General features: G+C 33.0%; 17 protein-coding genes. All 17 read left to right on the top strand.

Annotation, left to right across the window (positions count from 1 at the left end; genetic code table 11):
• Positions 1-16: 16 nt before the first annotated feature.
• The 17 genes from queG to FUA26_RS15410 all read left to right on the top strand — a co-directional run bounded on the left by queG (position 17) and on the right by FUA26_RS15410 (position 21,937).
• Positions 17-940, top strand: a complete 924-nt coding sequence (queG, locus tag FUA26_RS15490) for a tRNA epoxyqueuosine(34) reductase QueG (RefSeq protein WP_147138230.1) — start codon at positions 17-19, stop codon at positions 938-940.
• Between the two features lie 472 nt (positions 941-1,412).
• Entirely contained in the window at positions 1,413-3,710 is a 2,298-nt protein-coding gene (locus FUA26_RS15485) for an NADP-dependent malic enzyme (RefSeq protein WP_147138228.1), read from the top strand.
• A 47-nt stretch (positions 3,711-3,757) separates the two neighbouring features.
• Entirely contained in the window at positions 3,758-4,339 is a 582-nt protein-coding gene (gene ruvA / locus FUA26_RS15480) for a Holliday junction branch migration protein RuvA (RefSeq protein ID WP_147138225.1), read from the top strand.
• Between the two features lie 7 nt (positions 4,340-4,346).
• The gene (sov, locus tag FUA26_RS15475; RefSeq protein WP_147138222.1) at positions 4,347-11,603 is read left to right on the top strand and encodes a T9SS outer membrane translocon Sov/SprA; all 7,257 of its coding nucleotides are present in this window, start codon (positions 4,347-4,349) and stop codon (positions 11,601-11,603) included.
• Positions 11,604-11,671: 68 nt separating this feature from the next.
• Positions 11,672-12,052, top strand: a complete 381-nt coding sequence (gcvH, locus tag FUA26_RS15470) for a glycine cleavage system protein GcvH (protein WP_147138219.1) — start codon at positions 11,672-11,674, stop codon at positions 12,050-12,052.
• Positions 12,053-12,110: 58 nt separating this feature from the next.
• On the top strand, positions 12,111-12,422 hold the full coding sequence (locus FUA26_RS15465) for a VanZ family protein (RefSeq protein WP_186826931.1): 312 nt from the start codon (positions 12,111-12,113) through the stop codon (positions 12,420-12,422).
• A gap of 59 nt (positions 12,423-12,481) precedes the next feature.
• A complete protein-coding gene (locus FUA26_RS15460; RefSeq protein ID WP_147138214.1) occupies positions 12,482-13,201 on the top strand; it encodes an energy transducer TonB in 720 nt (239 codons plus the stop codon).
• Between the two features lie 151 nt (positions 13,202-13,352).
• Entirely contained in the window at positions 13,353-14,147 is a 795-nt protein-coding gene (locus tag FUA26_RS15455; RefSeq protein WP_147138211.1) for an energy transducer TonB, read from the top strand.
• 127 nt (positions 14,148-14,274) lie between these two features.
• Positions 14,275-16,371, top strand: a complete 2,097-nt coding sequence (locus FUA26_RS15450) for a gliding motility protein RemB (protein ID WP_147138208.1) — start codon at positions 14,275-14,277, stop codon at positions 16,369-16,371.
• 93 nt (positions 16,372-16,464) lie between these two features.
• Entirely contained in the window at positions 16,465-17,355 is an 891-nt protein-coding gene (gene cyoE, locus FUA26_RS15445) for a heme o synthase (protein WP_147138206.1), read from the top strand.
• 6 nt (positions 17,356-17,361) lie between these two features.
• Positions 17,362-17,943 (top strand): cytochrome c oxidase subunit 3, encoded by a 582-nt coding sequence (locus FUA26_RS15440; RefSeq protein WP_147138203.1) that lies wholly within the window; start codon positions 17,362-17,364, stop codon positions 17,941-17,943.
• Between the two features lie 148 nt (positions 17,944-18,091).
• Complete coding sequence (locus FUA26_RS15435; protein WP_147138201.1) at positions 18,092-19,075, top strand: cytochrome c oxidase subunit 3; 984 nt, start codon at positions 18,092-18,094, stop codon at positions 19,073-19,075.
• A gap of 51 nt (positions 19,076-19,126) precedes the next feature.
• On the top strand, positions 19,127-19,507 hold the full coding sequence (locus FUA26_RS15430; protein ID WP_147138198.1) for a cytochrome C oxidase subunit IV family protein: 381 nt from the start codon (positions 19,127-19,129) through the stop codon (positions 19,505-19,507).
• Between the two features lie 142 nt (positions 19,508-19,649).
• Positions 19,650-20,366 carry a hypothetical protein gene (locus tag FUA26_RS15425; RefSeq protein ID WP_147138195.1) on the top strand — a complete coding sequence of 239 codons (717 nt, stop codon included), beginning with the start codon at positions 19,650-19,652 and terminating at the stop codon, positions 20,364-20,366.
• 3 nt (positions 20,367-20,369) lie between these two features.
• Positions 20,370-21,116, top strand: coding sequence for an SCO family protein (locus tag FUA26_RS15420; protein ID WP_147138192.1), 747 nt, complete (start codon positions 20,370-20,372; stop codon positions 21,114-21,116).
• Positions 21,117-21,177: 61 nt separating this feature from the next.
• The gene (locus FUA26_RS15415; RefSeq protein WP_147138189.1) at positions 21,178-21,705 is read left to right on the top strand and encodes a DUF420 domain-containing protein; all 528 of its coding nucleotides are present in this window, start codon (positions 21,178-21,180) and stop codon (positions 21,703-21,705) included.
• A gap of 13 nt (positions 21,706-21,718) precedes the next feature.
• A complete protein-coding gene (locus FUA26_RS15410; protein ID WP_147138187.1) occupies positions 21,719-21,937 on the top strand; it encodes a hypothetical protein in 219 nt (72 codons plus the stop codon).
• The last annotated feature ends 37 nt before the right edge of the window (positions 21,938-21,974 follow it).

The following is a 21,974-nucleotide window of genomic DNA, read 5'->3' as shown; positions in this document are numbered from 1 at the left end:
GATATAATTTTTACTATTGAATAATAAAAAACAACATTATACAACACTTATTAAAACCGAAGCAAAACGCCTCGGTTTTTTGTCTTGTGGTATTAGTAAAGCAACCTTTTTAGAAGAAGAAGCTCCTAGGTTAGAAAAATGGTTAAACAATAACATGCATGGAGAAATGCGTTATATGGAAAACCATTTTGATAAGCGTTTAGACCCAACAAAGTTGGTTGAAGGATCAAAAAGTGTGGTGTCTCTTTTACTAAACTATTTTCCTGAAGAAACTCAAACAGATAGTACCCTTAAACTTTCTAAATACGCTTACGGAACCGATTATCATTTTGTTATAAAAGATAAATTAAAAGCACTTTTACATTTTATACACGATGAAATTGGAGATGTAAATGGAAGAGCATTTGTAGATTCTGCACCTGTTTTAGATAAAGCTTGGGCTGCTAAAAGTGGTTTAGGATGGGTTGGTAAGCACAGTAATTTACTAACCCAAAAAGTAGGATCTTTCTATTTCATTGCCGAATTAATAATTGATTTAGACTTGGAATACGATGCGCCAACCACAAATCATTGTGGCACCTGTACGGCTTGTATTGATGCTTGCCCAACACAAGCTATTACCGAGCCTTACGTGGTTGATGGTAGTAAATGCATTTCGTATTTTACTATTGAGCTTAAAGACAATATTCCTTCAGAATTTAAGGGTAAATTTGACGATTGGATGTTTGGGTGTGATGTGTGTCAAGACGTATGCCCATGGAATCGTTTTTCAAAAGCACATAATGAGCCATTGTTCAATCCGCATCCAGAATTATTGTCAATGAGTAAAAAAGATTGGCAAGAAATAACCGAAGAAACCTTCCGCAAAGTGTTTAAAAAATCGGCAGTAAAGCGCACCAAATTTTCAGGTTTAACCCGTAATATTAATTTTTTAAAATAAAATATTAAGTTTAAAACGCCTTTTTTATGCATACGGCATTTCTAATGCTCGCCTGTATTTTATAGCGTATAACTTTAATTTTATGGTCAAAATCCAATACTCGTATAATACCTTTTTTTTCAGTCTTTTAATGTTGTTAAGTAAATTCATAGGGCTATTAATTTTTAGCAAAACTACTAATTTTACTTTTAATTTACAATTTGTTAACATTAAATTTACATTGCAATAACTTTGAGGACAGCTTTTTAAGTCTTTTATACTGTAATGTAAATCATTGTTAAGTCTATATTTACAGTGTTTTTTGCTAAGAGGTTGTGTTTGTTAAAAAGGCTATTAATATTATTTGAAGATTACATGATTAAGTTTTTAGTATTCTTATATTTGAAGTTCTAAAAAACATACTTTAGTATCAAATAAAGTTTTAGTTAAAACATTCGGTTCTTAATAAAAAGAGAAGAAAAACACACACACAATGAGCGAAGAAAGTAAACGTAGAGAAGCACTTATATATCATGCAAAACCAACACCAGGCAAAATTAAAGTAGTGCCAACAAAAAAATATGCAAGCCAAAGAGATTTGTCTTTAGCATATTCACCCGGAGTTGCAGAGCCATGTTTAGAAATTGATAAAGATGTTGATAATGTTTACCGTTACACATCAAAAGGTAATTTAGTAGCTGTAATTTCAAACGGAACAGCCGTATTAGGTCTAGGTAATATTGGTCCGGAAGCCTCTAAACCAGTTATGGAAGGTAAAGGGCTGTTATTTAAAATTTTTGCAGACATTGATGTGTTTGATATTGAAGTTGATACTGAAAATGTTGATGAGTTTATTAAAACTGTAAAAAATATAGCACCAACATTTGGAGGTATAAATTTAGAAGATATTAAAGCTCCTGAAGCGTTTGAAATTGAACGCCGTTTAAAAGAAGAATTAGATATACCTGTAATGCATGACGACCAGCATGGTACTGCTATTATTTCTGCGGCAGCATTATTAAACGCAATTGAACTTACCGAAAGAAACATTGAAGACGCTAAAATAGTTATCAGTGGAGCAGGTGCAGCAGCCATTTCATGTTCAAGGTTATATCAAGCCTGTGGTGCTAAAAAAGAAAACATGGTAATGCTTGATAGTAAAGGCGTTATTAGAGATGATAGAGATAATTTAACACCTGAAAAAGCTGAATTTGCCACCCACAGAAAAATTGACACGCTTGATGAAGCAATGCAAGATGCCGATGTGTTTATTGGTCTTTCAATGGCAAACATTGTAACACCAAACATGTTATTATCTATGGCTAAAGACCCTATAGTTTTTGCCATGGCAAACCCAGACCCTGAAATTAAATACGATTTAGCTATAGCTACCCGTGATGATATTATTATGGCTACAGGCCGTAGTGATCATCCTAACCAAGTAAATAATGTTTTAGGGTTTCCGTTTATTTTTAGAGGCGCCCTAGATGTTAGAGCAACTGCCATAAACGAAGAAATGAAAATGGCAGCGGTTAAAGCGTTGGCAAGATTAGCAAAAGAACCAGTACCAGAGCAAGTTAATGTTGCTTATGGCGAAACTAAACTAACCTTTGGTAGAGATTATATAATTCCAAAGCCTTTTGATCCGCGTTTAATTGCCCAAGTGCCGCCAGCAGTAGCTAAAGCAGCTATAAAATCTGGTGTAGCTAAAAAAACCATAAAAGATTGGGAAAAATATCAAGATACATTGTTAGAGCGTTTAGGGTCTGATAATAAGTTGGTAAGGCTTCTTTTAAACCGTGCCAAATTAAGCCCTAAGCGTATAGTATTTGCTGAGGCAGACCAATTAGATGTTTTAAAAGCTGCGCAAATTGTACATGAAGAAGGTATTGCAATTCCTATTTTATTAGGGAGAAAAGAAACCATTGAAGAGTTAATGGAATCTATAGAATTTGATGCCGATATTGAAATTATAGACCCAAAAACAGAAGAAGAAAACCCGCGTAAAAACAAATATGCAAAAGTATATTGGGAGCAACGTAAACGCCGAGGTGTAACCTATTATTCAGCGCAACGTTTAATGCGTGAACGTAACTACTTTGCTGCAATGATGGTAAATGAAGGTGACGCCGATGGGTTAATATCAGGTTACTCACGTAGTTATCCAACGGTGGTAAAACCTATGCTAGAGCTTATTGGTATGGCGCCAGGTGTTTCAAAAATAGCTACCACAAATTTAATGATGACTAAAAGAGGGCCTCTATTTTTAAGTGATACGTCTATCAACATTGATCCATCATCAAAAGATTTAGCTAAAATTGCTCAAATGACGTCAAAAGTCATTTCATTATTTGGTTTAAGCCCTGTAATGGCTATGGTAAGTTATTCAAACTTCGGTTCATCATCAAATGAAAAAGCATCTAAAGTAAGAGAAGCTGTTTCATATTTACATCGTTATTATCCAGATATGGTTGTTGATGGTGAGTTGCAAACCGATTTTGCTCTTAATGATGAAATGCTAAAAGAAAAATTTCCGTTTTCAAAATTAGTAGGTAAAAAAGTAAACGCCTTAATTTTTCCAAATTTAGATGCGGCAAACATTACATATAAATTATTAAAACAGTTAAATGAAGCTGATTCTATTGGGCCAATTATGATGGGTATGCGCAAACCAGTTCATATTTTACAGTTGGGTGCTAGTGTAGATGAAATTGTAAACATGACGGCCATTGCGGTTATTGATGCACAACAGAAGGAAAAGTACGAAAAGGAAAATGCACGTAAGAAATAATTTAATGCCAATAATTTTATTACATTTGGTGAGTTAAGGGTATATACATGATAACACACATACAAGGAAAACTTACTGAAAAAAATCCAACCCATGTTGTTATAGATTGTAACGGAGTAGGTTACATGATAAATATTTCTTTGCATACCTATTCTCAAATTCCAGATAATGACCATCTTAAGCTTTATACGCATCTTCAAGTTAGAGAAGATGCGCATACACTTTATGGATTTTCATCTTTAGCTGAACGAGAAATTTTCAGACTTTTAATATCAGTTAGTGGTATTGGGGCAAGTACAGCACGTACTATGCTATCATCATTAACACCAAAACAAGTGCGCGAAGGTATTGCAGGTAATGATGTGGCGCTAATTCAATCTATTAAAGGTATTGGAGCTAAAACAGCACAAAGGGTAATTATAGATTTAAAAGATAAAATATTAAAGATTTACGATATTGATGAAGTTTCTGTAGCCCAAGGCAATACCAACAAAGATGAAGCGTTATCTGCTTTAGAAGTGCTTGGGTTTGCCAAAAAGCAGGCAGAACGTGTGGTTGATAAAATTGTAGCTTCTGAGCCTGACGCCAATGTTGAAACCATAATAAAACAGGCCTTAAAAAATTTATAAAAGTATTTTGAACACAACCAACCTCAAATTTTATAAATCTGTAAAACAATATACACTATTAGCTTTTATGCTGTTTTGCAGTGTAATAGTATGGGCACAACAAATACCACAAGACTCTGTAAAAACAGGGTTTAGTTTGGGTACAATAAAATCGCCAAACCCCAATAGTGTAGAGTCTAAATACACCTATGATCCTGTTACAAATAGGTATATTTATACTGAAAAAATAGGTAGCTTCAACCTAAAATATCCGGTAATATTAACACCAAAAGAGTATTATGATTTAGTAGCCAAAGAAAGCATAAAATCATACTATCAAGAAAAAATAGATGCCTTTAGTGGAAATAAAGATGATGAAGAGGGTAAGAAAAACTTGTTACCAGAGTTTTATGTAAAATCCGGCTTGTTTGAAAGTATTTTTGGAGGCAATTCCATTGAAATTATACCACAAGGATCTGTTGAAATGGATTTAGGTATTTTGTTTTCAAGGCAAGATAATCCTGCATTTTCACCAAGAAACCGAAGCAATTTTACTTTTGATTTTGATCAGCGCATCAATTTAAGCTTACAAGGTAAGGTAGGTACAAGATTGCAAGTAAATGCCAATTATGATACACAGGCATCGTTTGATTTTCAAAACCTTATAAAATTAGAATACACACCAACAGAAGATGATATCATTCAAAAAATAGAAGTTGGTAATGTAAGTATGCCATTAAACAGTTCGTTAATAACTGGCGCACAAAGTTTATTTGGTGTAAAAACACAATTACAGTTTGGTAAAACAACAGTAACAGGTGTGTTTTCTGAACAAAAATCGCAAGCAAATACAGTTGTAGCTCAAGGTGGCGGAACCGTTGAAGAGTTTGAGTTTTTTATAAGAGATTATGATGAAAATAGGCACTTCTTTTTAGCACAGTATTTTAAAGATACGTATGACACCTCGTTAAAAAACTATCCGTTTATAAATAATAAAGGACTTCAAATTACAAGAATTGAAGTTTGGATAACCAACCGTAGCAACCGAACAGATAATGTTAGAAACATTGTAGCGCTTCAAGATTTGGGTGAAACTGATGTTATTGGTTTAGATACACCACCTGCAGGCTTTGTAAATGTAGGTCCGGGTGCCTACCCAAACAACTTAAATAATGATTTTGATCCTACAAATATTGGTGGCGCAGGCTCACAACTAACCAATGCTGTTAGAGATATTACTACCGTACAATCTGGTATCACGGTTTCAAACGTAAGAGAAGGTTTTGATTATGCTAAGCTTGAAAATGCCCGTAAGTTAACCCAACAAGAGTATACTTTAAACTCGCAGTTAGGTTATATTTCGTTAAATCAACGTTTAAATAATGATGAGGTTTTAGCCGTAGCATTTCAATATACCGTTGGTGGGCAGGTATATCAAGTTGGTGAATTTGCTAATGATGGAATAGACGCTACCAATGTTGAAACTAATAACAATGGGCAGGTAACCAATGTTGTAAATACAAGCTTAGTTTTAAAACTTTTAAAAAGTAGTATAACAAACGTTACTGAACCTGTTTGGAATTTAATGATGAAAAACATTTATGACACGGGTGCTTATAACTTAAGTCAAGATGATTTTACATTAAATATTTTTTATAACGAAGCATCACCATTAAACTTTATTACACCAGTAGGAGCAGATTTTGAGTTAGATATTAACGGTAATACTGTTAATGGTGCAACACCCGAAGATGCTAAACTTCAAAACGTACCACTATTAAGAGTTTTTAATTTAGATAAGCTTAACTTTAATAATGATCCGCAGGCAAAAGGCGATGGTTTCTTTGATTTTTACCCAGGCATTACTGTAATTCCTGAGGGTGGAAAAATTATTTTCACCAGTGCCGAACCTTTTGGTGAATACCTATTTAACGTTTTAGGTGGAGGTGATTATGATAATGATGCTGCTTATAACGCAGACCAGCAAAAGTATGTATATGATATTCTTTATAAAGAAACCAAAACAGCTGCCTTAGATGAAATTGAAAAAAATAAATTTAAATTAAAAGGCCGCTACAAATCTGCAGGAAATGATGGTATACCGTTAGGTGCATTTAACGTTCCAAGAGGTTCGGTTAGGGTTACTGCAGGTGGCCGTGTGTTGGTTGAAGGTGTAGATTATACGGTAAATTATCAATTAGGGCGTGTTCAAATTTTAGATGAAGCTTTAAAAGCATCAAACACACCTATTGAGGTTTCTACAGAAAATAATGCCGTTTTTGGGCAACAAACACGCCGTTTTACAGGTTTAAATATTGAACACAAATTCAATGACGATTTTGTTTTAGGTGCTACACTTTTAAACCTAAACGAACGCCCTATAACACAAAAAGCTAATTACGGTACAGAGCCTATTAATAATACAATTTTTGGTATTAATGGTAATTATGCCACTAAAGTGCCCTTTTTAACACGGTTAGTTAATAAGTTGCCAAATATTGATACTGATGCCGAATCTAACTTATCATTAAGAGGCGAATTTGCATATTTGGCACCAGGTTCACCTAAAGGTACCAACTTAAATGGCGAAGCTACATCGTATATTGATGATTTTGAAGGTACCCAAAATGCCATAGATTTAAGATCGCAACAGTCATGGTTTTTATCAAGTAGACCATTAGATTTAACTAATTCTCCAGGTAACGATAACCCGGGTATTGAAAACGGTTATGGTAGAGCCATGTTAAACTGGTATACCATAGACCCTATATTTTATAGTGCCAGAAGACCAGATGGCATTAATGATAATGATTTATCATCACTTTACACAAGTAGAGTTTTTATTAATGAATTGTTTCCAGATAGAGATTTGGTACAAGGGCAAAACTCAGTACTTTTTACACTAGATTTAGCGTATTATCCGCAAGAGCGTGGGCCATACAACTTTGAGTCATCAGCAGCCGATGGTGTTATTGATAACCCAAGCCAAAGTTGGGCAGGTATTACGCGCCAATTAACATCAACAGATTTTGAACAGCAAAATGTTGAGTATATTGAGTTTTGGTTACAAGATCCGTTTCAAGAAAACCCTACAAACCCAGGAGGTAAACTAGTTTTTAACTTGGGTAACATTTCTGAAGATATTATAAAAGATGGTAAGAAACTATACGAAAACGGCTTACCAAAAGATGGCGATATTAGCTTATTGCCAACCACCGATTGGGGAACAGTAACACCTCAAAACCAATCATTAATATATGCGTTTGATACTAACGGAGAGCAACGTACAAATCAAGATGTTGGGTATGATGGTTATAGTGATAATGCCGAAAGAGACTTTGTGACTAGAGAGAATTTAAACCCAAATTATGCGGCTTTAGATGATCCTGCAAATGATAATTATAGCTATTTTTTAGATGCCTCTGGTAATATTTTTGATAGATACAAACGCTACAACGGTGTTGAAGGTAATACACCCGATACATTTTCTGATACGCAAAGAGCCGCCAATACGCAGCCAGATGTTGAAGATATTAACCGCGATAACACAATGAATACCATTGATAGTTATTTTGAATATGAGCTTGATATTACACGCGAAAATTTACCCGAAAACCAATCGGAGTTTGAAAACTTACCCGTAACAAATCCTATTAGAGAGTTTATAAGAGATTTTAAAGTAACACCACGTAACCTACCTAACGGAAATACTGAAAGTGTAAGATGGTATTTATTACGCGTACCTGTTGAAGGCAGCCACGTAAAGCCTGTAGGAGGAATAAGTGATTTAAGATCTGTACGTTTTGTACGTATGTATTTAAAAGAGTTTGAGCAGCCAACAGTGTTCCGTTTTGGTACTCTAGATTTAGTTAGAAGTGATTGGAGGCGTTACACGCTAGCACTTGATAAAAATGATCCTTCACCTGAAGACCCTCAAACCGATTTTTCAGTAGGCGTTATAGGTACTTTAGAAAACGAAGGTAGTTATGAAAGGCCACCAGGTATTGAGCCAGAAGAGCTGTTTAATAATAATACAGTAGTTGAGCAAAATGAGCAATCGTTAGTTGTAAACGTTTGTAATTTAGAAACACAAGATGCTAGAGGTGTTTTTAAAAACATAAATGTAGATATGCGTCAATTTAAACGTTTACGTATGTTTTTACATGCCGAAGCACAAGAAGGCCAAAGTTTAACCGATAATGAAGTAGTTGGTTTTATTAGAATAGGTAACGATTTAAATGATAATTACTACCAAATAGAAATTCCTTTAGAAGTTTCAACCTCTACCACCAGAGATGGTCTGTGGCCAGAAGCTAATGAAATAAATTTACCAATAGATGTATTGGGGCAAGCAAAAGCGTTAGGTATTTCAAATGCTACGCTTAGTAATGAAGATCCTACTTTTTATGATGTAGTTAATGGTGGTTTAGTTGAGGTATCAAACCCATTTACAGGATATGTTTCAGGGCAACACAGGGTTGGTATAAAAGGTAATCCTAATTTTGGAGATATTAGAACACTTATGGTTGGTGTTAAAAATGCCACCTCAAGAAATGATATTTGTGCCGAGGTTTGGTTTAATGAGTTACGTTTATCTGATATGGATAACGAAGGAGGTTGGGCCGCTGTAGTAAGTATGGATTCTAACATTGCAGATTTTGCAAATGTAAGTGCAACTGGTAGGCAAAGTACTTCAGGCTTTGGGTCTATTGAGCAAGGGCCAAGTCAGCGTGCTTTAGAAGACGTTAAACAATATGATGTTGTAACTAATGTGCAATTGGGGCAACTGTTACCAAAAAAATGGGGTATTCAGGTGCCGTTTAATTACGCGCAAAGCGAAGAGTTAATTACACCAAAATACGATCAGTTTTATAAAGATTTAACATTAGAATCTAGATTAGATGCAGCAAATTCTGAAGAAGAAAAAGAAACAATAAAGCAACAGTCAGAAGATTATACAAGGCGTCAAAGCATCAACTTTATTGGTGTTAGAAAAACCCGTACAACAGATAAAACACCACGTTTTTATGATGTTGAAAACTTAACGCTTAACTATTCATATAACAAGGTTGAGCATAGAGATTTTGAAATAGAAAACTCTGTAAATAAAACAGTACGCGTTGGTGCTAATTATGCATTTAATTTCAACCCAATAAAAATTGAACCATTCAAAAAGAATGATTCGCTATTTACAGGTAAATACTGGAAATTATTAAAAGATTTCAATTTTAACCTATTGCCTGCAAGTTTTTCAGTTAATACAGATATTAACAGGCAATTTAATAGGCAAAAATTTAGAGAAGTTGATTTAACAGGCGGTAATATTGGTGTTGAAGAATTATTCCGAAGAAATTACACCTTCGATTTTCAATATACATTAAACTACAATTTAACTGATGCTTTACAGTTAAATTTCACAGCCGCAAATAATAATATAGTTAGAAACTATTTTAAGGATGATAATTTAATTAGAGGTGAGCAAGATGAAAGACTTGATGTTTGGGATGGTTTGTTTGATGCTGGAGACCCTAACAGGCAAAGCCAGAATTTAGGTATAACCTATCAGTTACCAATAAATAAAATACCAACCTTTAGTTTTATTGATGCTACTTACCAGTACACAGGTAATTTCCAGTGGCAAAAAGGGTCAGATTTGTATGGCGAAGTTATTGGTGAAGATGTGCATACAGTTCAAAACTCAAACGTGCATGATATCAACGCATCGTTAGATATGAATAGGTTTTACCGTTACATAGGCTTAGTTAAAAAACCAATAAAACGCGTTAGAAGCCGAACAACACCAGGTGGCACACCTCCTGGAGCTTCAAACGGAAAGAAAAAGCCACAACCAAGAGCCAAAAACCAATCGGTAACAAAACTATTAAATGCAGGTGTTGATATATTAACGAGTATAAAACGCATGCAAATAAGATATTCTGAAAATAATGGTACTTTTTTACCAGGTTACACACAAACACCAGGTTTTATAGGTACGCTAAGGCCAACATTAGGGTTTACATTTGGTAGCCAAAGTGATGTTAGGCATTTAGCAGCTAGAAAAGGATGGTTAACATTATTTGATGAGTTTAACCAACAATACACAGCAACGCACACAAAACAATTAGATCTTTCGGCAAGTTTAGAGCCTGTAAAAGATTTAAAGATAGATTTAGTAGGAAACAGAACATATTATGAAAATTACACTGAAAATTTTAGAGTAAATAATATTGGAGGTAATTTTCAGTATCAATCATTAACACCAAACACCTTTGGTAACTACAATATTTCAACCGTTTTAATTAAAACAGCTTTTAGTGCAAGTGATGAGGTAACATCAGAAACTTTTAACACATTTAGAGCTAACAGGCTTGAAATAGCAGAGCGTTTAGCCGAAAAATTCTATGGTCCAGGTGTTGCCTATGGTAGAGATACAGATGGCTACCCATTAGGTTTTGGTAAAAACAATCAAAAAGTATTATTACCAGCGTTTTTAGCTGCATATTCAGGGCAAGACGCAAGTAAAGTTAAAACCAGTGCTTTTAGAGATGTGCCCATACCAAACTGGGATTTAAAATATTCAGGCTTTATGAAATTTAAGTGGTTTAAAAAGCATTTCAAACGTTTTTCATTAACCCACGGGTATCGTTCAGCATATACAATAAACCAGTTTAATACCAACCTAAATTTAAATACCAACCCAAATGATAACCAAGCACCAATACCAGGTGTAACTTATGCAAGCCAGCCACAGCAAGCACTAGATCAGTCGGGTAATTACAAAAACGAACGTTTGTTTGGTGGTGTTAATTTAACAGAATCTTTTAGTCCGTTGGCGCGCATAGATTTTGAAATGAAAAACTCGGTAAAAGTATTATTGGAAATAGCCAAAGACCGCATGCTATCTTTAAGTTTTGATAATAACTTGCTAACCGAAGTACAAGGTAATGAGTATACTTTAGGTTTGGGTTACAGAATAAAAGATTTACGCATAAAATCAAACCTAGCAGGCCCCAAAAAACGCGTAGTGAGCGATTTAAATATGAAGGCAGATATATCAGTAAGAGATAATAAAACCATAATTAGATATTTAGATTTAGAAAACAATCAAGTAACCTCGGGGCAAACCATTTGGGCATTAAAATACACCGCAGACTATGCCTTTAGTAAAAACCTAACAGGTATATTTTATTTTGATTATGCGTTCTCTGAATATGCCATATCAACCGCATTTCCGCAAACAACCATTAGGTCTGGTTTAACTATACGTTACAATTTTGGAAATTAATAATTAAGTGTTTGAATTATATGCTTAATTAAATACATTTGTGATGAACAAATAAATTAAGTTATACCATGAATATTCCATCAGAATTAAAATATACCAAAGACCACGAGTGGGTTAAATTAGAAGGCGATGTAGCAACCATAGGAATTACAGATTTTGCTCAAAGTGAATTGGGTGATATTGTATACGTAGAAGTTGAAACTGTTGATGAAACATTAGCTGCCGATGAGGTTTTTGGAACCGTTGAAGCCGTAAAAACTGTATCAGATTTATTTTTACCATTATCAGGTGAAATTACTGAGTTCAATGAATCATTAGAAGATGAACCCGAAAAAGTAAATTCAGACCCTTATGGTGATGGTTGGATGATAAAAGTAAAATGCTCCGATCTTTCAGAAGCAGAAAACCTTATGTCTGCCAATGATTACAAAGCATTAATAGGTGCTTAAAAAAGTAATACTACCAGTAGCCATTTGTTACACCGTTTTTTTAACAGCGGTAAGCTTAATGCGGTTAAATAATTTGCCCGAAGTAAACATATCATTTGCTGATAAAATATTTCATTTTGGAGCCTATGCCGCATTAACAACAGTATGGTTTTACAGCTTGTTATTACATTTCAAATTAAAATTTAAAGCATCAATAATTTATGCTGCGGTATTTGCAGTAATATTTGGTATAATTATTGAAGTATTACAACAAACACTAACCGCATACAGAGCGTTAGACGTTTATGATGCACTAGCAAACACACTAGGAGCACTATTAGCAACAACAGCAATTTGGTTTACTAAAAGTTTACACATTAAAAACTTATAAACACTTGCTTTTTTGGTAAATAAATAGTTATTTTAGCAACCTTGATAAACTAATAAATTATGGAACTTAAGAAAAACGCAAAAGCAAACGTAGGACGTAACAGTTCTTTATACTTTGCAATTGGTTTAGCATTAATGTTATTTTTAACAAACTTTGCTATCAATTACAAAACCTATGACAAAGCAGCCATAGATATAGGTATGGTAGAAATGGAAGCCGAAGATGAAGAAGAAATTCCATTAACAGAACAAATTCAAACACCACCACCACCGCCACCACCACCAGCGGCACCTGAGGTAATTGAAATTGTAGAAGATGAAGTTGAAGTTGAAGAAACCGTAATTGAATCTACTGAGGTTGATCAAGAAACAGAAATTGTTGAAGTAGAAGAGGTTGTGGTAGAAGAAGTAGAAGAAGATATTGATGTACCATTTGCTGTAATTGAAAATGTACCAGTTTTTCCAGGTTGTGAAAAAGGAAGTAACAATGAGAAAAGAGCGTGTATGTCTAAAAAAATATCACAATTTGTAAATAAAAAGTTTAATACAGAGTTAGCAAGTGACCTTGGTTTATCAGGAAGACAACGTATTAACGTAATATTTAAAATAGACAAAACAGGTACTGTAACAGGTATTCGTGCAAGAGCACCACACCCAGGTTTAGAAAAAGAAGCTAAACGTGTAATAGGTATGTTACCTAAAATGAAACCAGGTAAACAACGTGGTAAGCCGGTAAATGTTCCGTATTCGTTACCAATTATCTTCCAAGTACAAGATTAAGACATTAGTATATACTGTTTTAGCCAGATTATAAAACGTAATTTGGTGAAAAAAGATGATAAAATAAAAACCCGCTACAAATTGTAGCGGGTTTTCTTTTTTGGTATGCTTATTGTGATTTTATCATAATATTAACATTTAAACTATAATTATGAGAAATCGTAAAGAATCTCACAGCAGCATTCGGCAAAATGCTCAAGCTGTGAAAAAACCGCACAAGCATGATGCAAATTTACAAAAAAACTCAACCTTATACTTTCAAGTAGGGTTGATAGTGTGTTTACTTATGGCATATGGCCTCTTTGAAATGAAATTTGAAACCCAAATACCCAATTTGGCCAGTGATTTTATTGTAGATGATGATACTTACAGTATTGAAATTCCTTTAATAACACCCGTAAAACCTAAGTTTGAAGAGCCAGTTGTTAATAAAGCAGTAAAAAAGAAAGCATCGGTAATTAAAGAAGTGCCTGATGATACTGATATTGCTAAGGATATTCTAGATTTACCCGATGAACCTATTGAAGATAAAAACCCGCCAGTAAACCCTGATGATGTGGTTGTGGTTAATATAGATGAAGAAGTAACATTGCCTTTTGATTTTGTTGAGGTAGTGCCAATTTATCCGGGTTGTGAAAAATCAAAAAACAACCTAGAACGTAAAAAATGCATGTCTGAAAAAATTAATAAACGCATTCAACGTAAATTTAATACAGATCTTGGAACTGATTTAGGATTAAACGGAAAACAAGTTATTCAAACGCAATTTAAAATTGATAAAACAGGACGTATAATTGACGTAAAAACACGTGGTACACACCCAGATTTAGAAAAAGAAGCACAACGTGTTATTGGTACGCTTCCTGAAATGATACCAGGTAAACAACAAAATAAAAATGTAAGTGTAATGTACACATTACCAATAGTGTTTCAAGTGCATAATTAAACACTATAATTTTAAAACTATAAAACCGTTATCATGTTAACTGATAGCGGTTTTTTTATTAAAGTAAGCTAAAACCGTATTTTTAAAAATGACTATCTTTCAACCATAAAAATAAAACTACGCTTTTATGCCAAAATACATTGTACTATGTTTGCTTTTAGTTCAATTAAAAAGCTTTTCTCAAAATCAATTATCCAACGAAAAACCACCTATTTTTCCAGATTGCAAAACGGTTGATGTTAGTAGCTTACAGCAGTGTTTTGATGCCCAAGTTTCAAGCTTCATTTATAATAATTTTAAAGTGCCACAAAATGTTTTAAATGATAATTACAAAGGCAAAGTAGTAGTGCTTTTTGAGGTTGATACAACTGGCACATTTAAAGTAATGTATACTAATGCTGCTTACAGTGAATTAAAAGCTGAAGCAAAACGTGTTTTTAATAGTTTTCCAAAAATTACACCAGGCACATATAATGGCTATAAAACATTTAAACAATATTCTGTACCAATTCAAATTCCGTTAATAAAACAAACTAAAAACACCCAAAATTTAGTAGCAAATACTAATGAGTTGTCTACTCTAGAACAAGCAGCCAAACAGGAATATAATGAGGTTAATAAGGCTATAAAACCATACGCAAGCAACCGTTACTCAAGTGCGTTGAATGTGCAATTTGTACACAGTGATTACGCTAAGTTTGATCGTGCAATTAACATTGTTGGAGCCAATAGCCATACAGCATCAAAACCATTTTTATACAGTGATGTTTCGCAGTATTACAATTTTGAAGAAGCCGAAAATAAGTTAAAAAAACAAGCTAAAACGTGGGTAGGTAAAAAGCTTTTCAACGAGCATTTGGTGCAATTACAAGGTGAAAATTATTGGTTTACAATAGATCCTGTTTTCGATTTACAAGTTGGTAATGATAGTGAAGGCGGTAACACATATAATAATACCCGTGGCTTTGTTGTACAAGGAGGCTTGGGTAAAAAGTTAAATTTTTATTCATCAGTATTTGAAAGTCAAGGGCGTTTTGCCGATTATGTTAATAGATACTCCGAAAGCTTGAAGGCCTTTGGGCCAGATCCTGCTATTATTCCTGGGCGTGGTATTGCTAAACGTTTTAAAACAGATAGTTATGATTATCCGGTTGCCGAAGCTTATTTATCATATTCGCCCACAAATTTTTTAAACATTCAGTTTGGGCACGGTAAAAATTTTATAGGTGATGGTTATCGTTCTTTATTATTAAGTGATGTTGCTAGTCCGCATCCGTTTTTAAAACTAAATACCAAGTTTTGGAAACTTAAATATACAAACACATTTATGTGGATGAAAGATGTAAGAGACGAGGTGGTACAAGACAAGGCGTTTTTAACCAAATATGTAGCTAACCATTATTTAAGCTGGAATGTGTCAAAACGTTTTAACTTAGGTTTATTTGAATCGGTACTATGGACTAATAGTAATGATAGAGGTTTTGATGTAAACTACCTAAACCCAATAATTTTTTACAGAGCCATAGAGTTTGAAACTGGTCAAGGTGCCGGAAATGCGCTTTTGGGTGCTACGGCTAAATATAAGTTTACAGATAATATTAATGCTTACGGACAATTTATTTTAGATGAATTTTCGTTAAGCGATATAAAAGGTGGAGAAAAAAGCTGGAAAAATAAATATGGCTATCAAATAGGTTTGAAATATTACAATGCATTTAAAATTAATAATTTAATGCTACAATTTGAATATAATCGTATTAGGCCTTACACCTATTCACACAACACTATTGTTTTAAATTATGGGCATAATAATCAATCGTTAGCACATTTATGGGGCGCAAACTTTTCAGAATTAATTTTAATAGGAAGATACCGTTTAAACCGTTGGTTTGCTGATGCAAAACTTATTTTTGGCTCACAAGGGTTAGATTATAATAACGGAACAGATAACTTTAGTTACGGTGCCGATATTTACAGAGATTACAATGATAGGCCTTTTGATACAGGTGTTAAAGTAACTCAGGGTATTAAAACCAATATATTTTATGGCAATTTACAGGCAGGTTATGTAGTTAATCCGGCTTCAAACTTAAAATTATTTGCAGATATTTCAGTAAGAAATTTTAATCCTAGCGCCACTACATCCACCACATTCAAAAACAATACGGTATGGTTTAATTTAGGTTTAAGAACAGATTTGTTTAATTGGTATTTTGATTTTTAACACAGTTATGCTCAATATGTTTCTTATTTTGTAATAAACTCATTGCCAAAACACTTTTATAGAGTATCTTTGCACTCGCAAAACAATTAAGCATTGGCAAGGTCTAAATCATCAACTGTAACTCCTTCGGTAATTTCAGATTTTAAAGAAATTACAAAAATGCGTTTGTCATTAAGCGTTGTGTTTTCATCACTTGCAGGCTATTTGTTAGGGGTTGAAACTATTGATATAAAAACACTTATTCTATTAGCGTTAGGTGGATATTTTATGGTAGGAGCCTCAAATGGCTTTAATCAAATTATAGAAAAAGATTTAGATGCTTTAATGAATCGTACCAAAAATAGGCCAATACCTTCAGGTAGAATGTCTGTTACTTCAGCATTTGTTATTTCATCAATCTTTACACTTTTAGGAATAATAATATTGTACACCATAAACAAGCAAACAGCCATGTTTGGTGCTATTTCAATATTTTTATACACGTGTGCCTATACGCCTTTAAAAACCATGACGCCAATAGCGGTTTTTGTAGGAGCCATACCAGGAGCCATTCCATTTATGTTAGGTTGGGTGGCAGCTACAAATGATTTTGGTATAGAACCAGGAACACTTTTTGCGCTACAGTTTTTTTGGCAATTTCCGCACTTTTGGGCTATAGGTTGGTTTTTATACGAAGATTATGAAAAGGCAGGATTCAAAATGCTTCCAACCGGTAAGCAAGATAAAGGTACTGCTGTACAAACAATAATGTACACAATCTGGACTATTATAGTATCAATCATTCCTGTGTTTGGGTTTACTGGCAAGTTACAACTCTCTGTTGTAGCCGCTATTTTAGTTTTTTTAGCAGGTTTAGTGATGTTAAATTTTGCAATAAAACTGTTTAAAGAAATGACCTCAAAGGCAGCAAGACAGCTAATGCTTGTTAGTGTTTTGTACATTACTCTGGTTCAAATAATATATGTAATTGATAAATTTATATAATAACTTATGGATTTAACACAAGGAACAGCAAAACAAAAAAATGAAAGAGCCAAAAAAATGATGCTGTGGTTTGGTATTATTTCATTAATAATGTCTTTTATGGGTTGGACTAGTGCTTTTATTGTAAGTAGTTCTAGGCCAGATTGGTTAAAAGATTTTCAGTTGCCCAATGCATTCATAATTAGCACAGCGCTAATAATAATAAGTAGCCTAACCTTTATTTTGGCTAAAAAAGCCTTAAAACAAAATAACCGAGCGTTAACAACCATATTACTATTAGCAACATTAATTTTAGGGGTTGCATTTGTGTTTTTCCAGTTTAAAGCATTTCAACAAATTATAAATTTAGGTTACAATTTTACAGGGCCAACAAGTAATGTAACCATGAGTTACATTTATTTAATTGCAGTAATGCACATATTACACGTGGCAGCAGGTTTAATAAGTGTAATTGTTGTAATTTATAATCATTTTAAACAAAAGTATACACAAGAAAATATGCTAGGTTTTGAACTGTCAGCCACATTTTGGCATTTCGTTGATATACTATGGGTTTACCTACTATTGTTCTTATATTTTGTTGGATAGTAAAATAATATAATTATCAAAAAAAATAGTAGAACACAAAAAATACTCAAACTGATAATTATCATAGTTTAAAATTTGAAGCTTATATTTCGTAAAAAAGAATAATTGATTATTTTTGTGCAACTTTATAAAATAACAACCATTACTTATGAGTACTACAGTTGTAAATGTTGAAACCGAAGGAAAAACCTGGGGTGGAGGAAATGAACCGTTAAAGGCAAGTTACGGTAAAATGATGATGTGGTTTTTCATCGTTTCTGATGCATTGACATTTTCAGGCTTTTTAGCAGCCTATGGATTTTCAAGATTTAAATTTATTGATTCATGGCCAATAGCCGATGAAGTATTTACCCACGTACCATTTTTACATGGGCAAGAGCTACCAATGATTTATGTGGCTTTTATGACGTTTATACTTATAATGTCATCAGTAACAATGGTATTAGCTGTTGATGCTGGTCATCATTTAAATAAAGCAAAAGTTACAATTTACATGTTTTTAACCATTATTGGTGGTTTAATATTTGTAGGATCGCAAGCATGGGAATGGGCAACATTTATCAAAGGAGATTACGGTGCCATTCAAACAAAAGGAGGTAACATTTTACAATTTGTAGATACTGAAGGGCACAGAGTAGCGCTAAAAGATTTTGTAGTTGCAAATGCCGATGCAGATAGAACTCAACACGAAAGAGATAACGGACTTTGGTTTGTTTCTGAAGGAACATTGCCAACATACACCGTTGAAGAAGTATTACACGGTTTAGAAAAGCATGACAATATTTTAGTTAGAACACAAACCCTAACTGAAGAAGGGCATAAAACAGTTTTAACAAGAGCAGAATCTATAAAACAATTAAAGGAAAACGGTAAAGCTGTTGTTGAAGGCGCTAACCTTCACGTAAACGAATATGGCTCGCCATTATTTGCAGATTTCTTTTTCTTTATTACAGGTTTCCACGGTTTTCACGTATTTTCAGGAGTTGTACTTAACATTATCATTTTCTTTAATGTAGTATTAGGAACTTACGAAAGACGTAAAAGCTACGAAATGGTTGAAAAGGTTGGTCTTTACTGGCACTTTGTAGATTTAGTTTGGGTATTTGTATTTACATTCTTCTACCTAGTTTAAAAAATAAATATGGCGCCCAAAGCAATACGCTAAAGGCAAAAAGAAAACAACATGGCACACGAACATAAATTAGAAATTTTTAGAGGACTTTGGAAATTCAAGTCTAACACACAAAAAATTTGGGGTGTATTAGCATTCTTATCTTTTGTAACAGCTATTGAGGTTGTATTAGGTATTTATAAGCCTGATGTATTAATGGGAAGCATTTTAGGTATGAAAGGCCTTAACTGGATCTTTATTATCTTAACCATTGTAAAAGCTTATTACATAGCCTGGGATTTTATGCACTTACGTGATGAAACCAAAGGCTTAAGACGCGTAATTGTATGGACAGGTGTTTTCTTAATACTTTACTTAACCTTCATTTTATTACAAGAAGGTGGTTACGTATTCAAAGTTTATGACGAAGGTTTTATAAAAAGAGATTTTTAATAAAACAAACCATTAACATTCAAGCTATAGCCACAGAGCAAAGTATTGAATGCTAAATGTTAAAATATATAATAAAAGGTGGTTATAATAACCACCTTTTTTATTTTTGTATAAATATATTTTCAACCCAAAAAAACAGGCAATGAATTTAAAAAAAGTAGGCAGATACACTATTTTGGGTGTTTTATTTTTTCTTCCAGTAACCTTTTTATTGCTACTATATCCTGCAACACACAATTATAATCCGTTAGATATTGTAAACGAAAATGTTATTGAAATAAGCAATTTTTCATCAACTAAAGAAACGCATGTAACATTAAAAGATAACATTACCGTTTTAGGGTTTTTAGGCAATAAACCAATGCTTAAAACTACCACAGCTTCAAACTTAAAAGAATTAGTTTACGATAAGTTTAAAGGGTTTAAAAAATTTCAAATAGTAATAGTTTTACCAAACGGAACAGAAGAACAAGCTGAGCAACTTAAAAAAGAAATAAGCCAATATGAAGATTTAAAATATTGGCATTTTGTATATGGCACACCAAATAGTATAAATAAGCTATACGCAAGTTTAAAAAGTGAAAAACCTTTAGCAAATGATTTATCTACTGAAAATGTATTTATTATAGATAAAGAATTAAACCAACGCGGTAGAATTGATAATAGAGAAGACAACCAAAAAAGTAAAAACGTACCAGTTTTTGGTCTATATAGTTACAACTGTATAGAAGTAGCAACTATAAAAAATAAAATGAGCGAAGATGTACGTATTTTATTTACAGAATATAGGCAAAAACGAAAAGGAGAATTTAACTCTACAATTAGGCGAGCCAACGATTTAAAAGCCGTTAACAATTAAAACATGAGCAAAAAAACTAATTATTCATACATAGGTATTGCATTTATTATTTTAGTATTTGGTATAATTTTCGTGCCTAGAATTGTAGATAGAATTAATCAAGGTGATATTACAAGGCAAGAAAGCCGTAGTGATTATGCGGGAGAAAAAGGTAAGCAAGCCACAGATTTAGTTTTTATTAAAGGAGAAAATGGTAATAGGCGTGTGCCAGAATTTAGCTTTACAAACCACAATGGTAAAACCATTACCAATAAAGATTATTTAGGAAAAGTATATGTAATTGAGTTTTTCTTTACCACATGCCCAACAATTTGCCCTGTAATGAATACTAATTTAGTTGAAGTACAAAATGAGTTTAAAGATTTTGAAAACTTTGGCGTAGCATCATTCACAATAAATCCAGATTATGATACTGTTTCTGTTTTAAAAGACTATGCCACTACATATGGCATAACAAACCCAAATTGGCATTTAATGACAGGCAAAAAAGAAGCAATTTACAAATTAGCTAATGATGGTTTTTATATTTATGCCGCCGAAAATGCTGCAGTTGAAGGAGGTTTTGAACACTCAGGAAACTTTGCATTAATTGATAAAAATGGGTTTATACGCTCTAGAAAAGATGAATTTGGAAATCCAATTATTTACTACAATGGTATTGTTACTGAAAAAGAGCAAGTAAATGATGATGGACAAAGAGAGCAAATAAGTATATTAAAAGAAGACATAAAAAAATTATTAAACGAATAAATTAAATACCATTTTAATTATTTGAATATGTTTTTTTAATGTTAAAAACAAATTATAAGTTATGAGCAATAAAGAAGTTATGAATGATAAAAAGTACAATAAACTAATTGTAATTTTATCAATAGCTATTCCGGTAGCAGTTGCTGCGCTTTTTGGTATTAAAATTCCAGCAAAATTACCGGTGTTTTTACCGCCAATTTATGCTTGTGTCAATGCAATTACTGCATTAATATTGGTGTTAGCATTCATTGCTGTTCAAAATAAAAAAATAAAACTACATGAGCGTTTAATAAAAGTAGCCATTGGGCTTTCAGTGCTGTTTTTATTAATGTACATAGTGTATCATATAACCAGTGATTCTACAAAGTTTGGTGGAGAAGGTTCTATAAAATATCTGTATTATTTTATTTTAATAACACACATAATACTATCTGTAGCTGTCATTCCTTTTGTACTTATTACTTATGTTAGAGCCATAACAAATAACATTGAAAAGCATAAAAAAATAGCAAAAATAACATTTCCTTTATGGTTATATGTTGCAGTAACAGGCGTTGTTGTTTACATTATGATTTCGCCTTACTATTAATACATTTAATTAAATGAAGCGAACTACTATTTTATATATAACATTCTTATTCTTTTTTATAAAAAGTAATGCACAATGCGCCATGTGTAGAGCGGTTTTAGAAAGTGAAGAAACAAAAAGTGTTGCCGAGGGTATTAATGATGGTATTGTATACTTAATGGCAATACCATATGTACTTGTTGGAGGTATTATTTTTGTTATTTATAAGAAATTCAGAACGTTAAAAAAATAATAAAAACTTTTTAGCACGGTTTTTGTAACATTTCTTT

Source organism: Seonamhaeicola algicola, assembly GCF_007997385.1.
GTDB lineage: Bacteria > Bacteroidota > Bacteroidia > Flavobacteriales > Flavobacteriaceae > Seonamhaeicola > Seonamhaeicola algicola.
Note: the sequence above shows the minus strand (reverse complement) of the source record. Positions and strands in the feature narration are given on the sequence as shown.

Excerpts from the sequence above, each read along its gene's own strand:
- FUA26_RS15420 (WP_147138192.1), top strand. The coding sequence starts at position 20,370 with ATGAGCAAAAAAACTAATTATTCATACATAGGTATTGCATTTATTATT.
- FUA26_RS15415 (WP_147138189.1), top strand. The coding sequence starts at position 21,178 with ATGAGCAATAAAGAAGTTATGAATGATAAAAAGTACAATAAACTAATT.
- FUA26_RS15485 (WP_147138228.1), top strand. The coding sequence starts at position 1,413 with ATGAGCGAAGAAAGTAAACGTAGAGAAGCACTTATATATCATGCAAAA.
- FUA26_RS15440 (WP_147138203.1), top strand. The coding sequence starts at position 17,362 with ATGGATTTAACACAAGGAACAGCAAAACAAAAAAATGAAAGAGCCAAA.
- FUA26_RS15410 (WP_147138187.1), top strand. The coding sequence starts at position 21,719 with ATGAAGCGAACTACTATTTTATATATAACATTCTTATTCTTTTTTATA.
- FUA26_RS15435 (WP_147138201.1), top strand. The coding sequence starts at position 18,092 with ATGAGTACTACAGTTGTAAATGTTGAAACCGAAGGAAAAACCTGGGGT.
- gcvH (WP_147138219.1), top strand. The coding sequence starts at position 11,672 with ATGAATATTCCATCAGAATTAAAATATACCAAAGACCACGAGTGGGTT.
- FUA26_RS15450 (WP_147138208.1), top strand. The coding sequence starts at position 14,275 with ATGCCAAAATACATTGTACTATGTTTGCTTTTAGTTCAATTAAAAAGC.
- ruvA (WP_147138225.1), top strand. The coding sequence starts at position 3,758 with ATGATAACACACATACAAGGAAAACTTACTGAAAAAAATCCAACCCAT.
- FUA26_RS15425 (WP_147138195.1), top strand. The coding sequence starts at position 19,650 with ATGAATTTAAAAAAAGTAGGCAGATACACTATTTTGGGTGTTTTATTT.
- FUA26_RS15430 (WP_147138198.1), top strand. The coding sequence starts at position 19,127 with ATGGCACACGAACATAAATTAGAAATTTTTAGAGGACTTTGGAAATTC.
- FUA26_RS15460 (WP_147138214.1), top strand. The coding sequence starts at position 12,482 with ATGGAACTTAAGAAAAACGCAAAAGCAAACGTAGGACGTAACAGTTCT.
- FUA26_RS15455 (WP_147138211.1), top strand. The coding sequence starts at position 13,353 with ATGAGAAATCGTAAAGAATCTCACAGCAGCATTCGGCAAAATGCTCAA.
- FUA26_RS15465 (WP_186826931.1), top strand. The coding sequence starts at position 12,111 with ATGCGGTTAAATAATTTGCCCGAAGTAAACATATCATTTGCTGATAAA.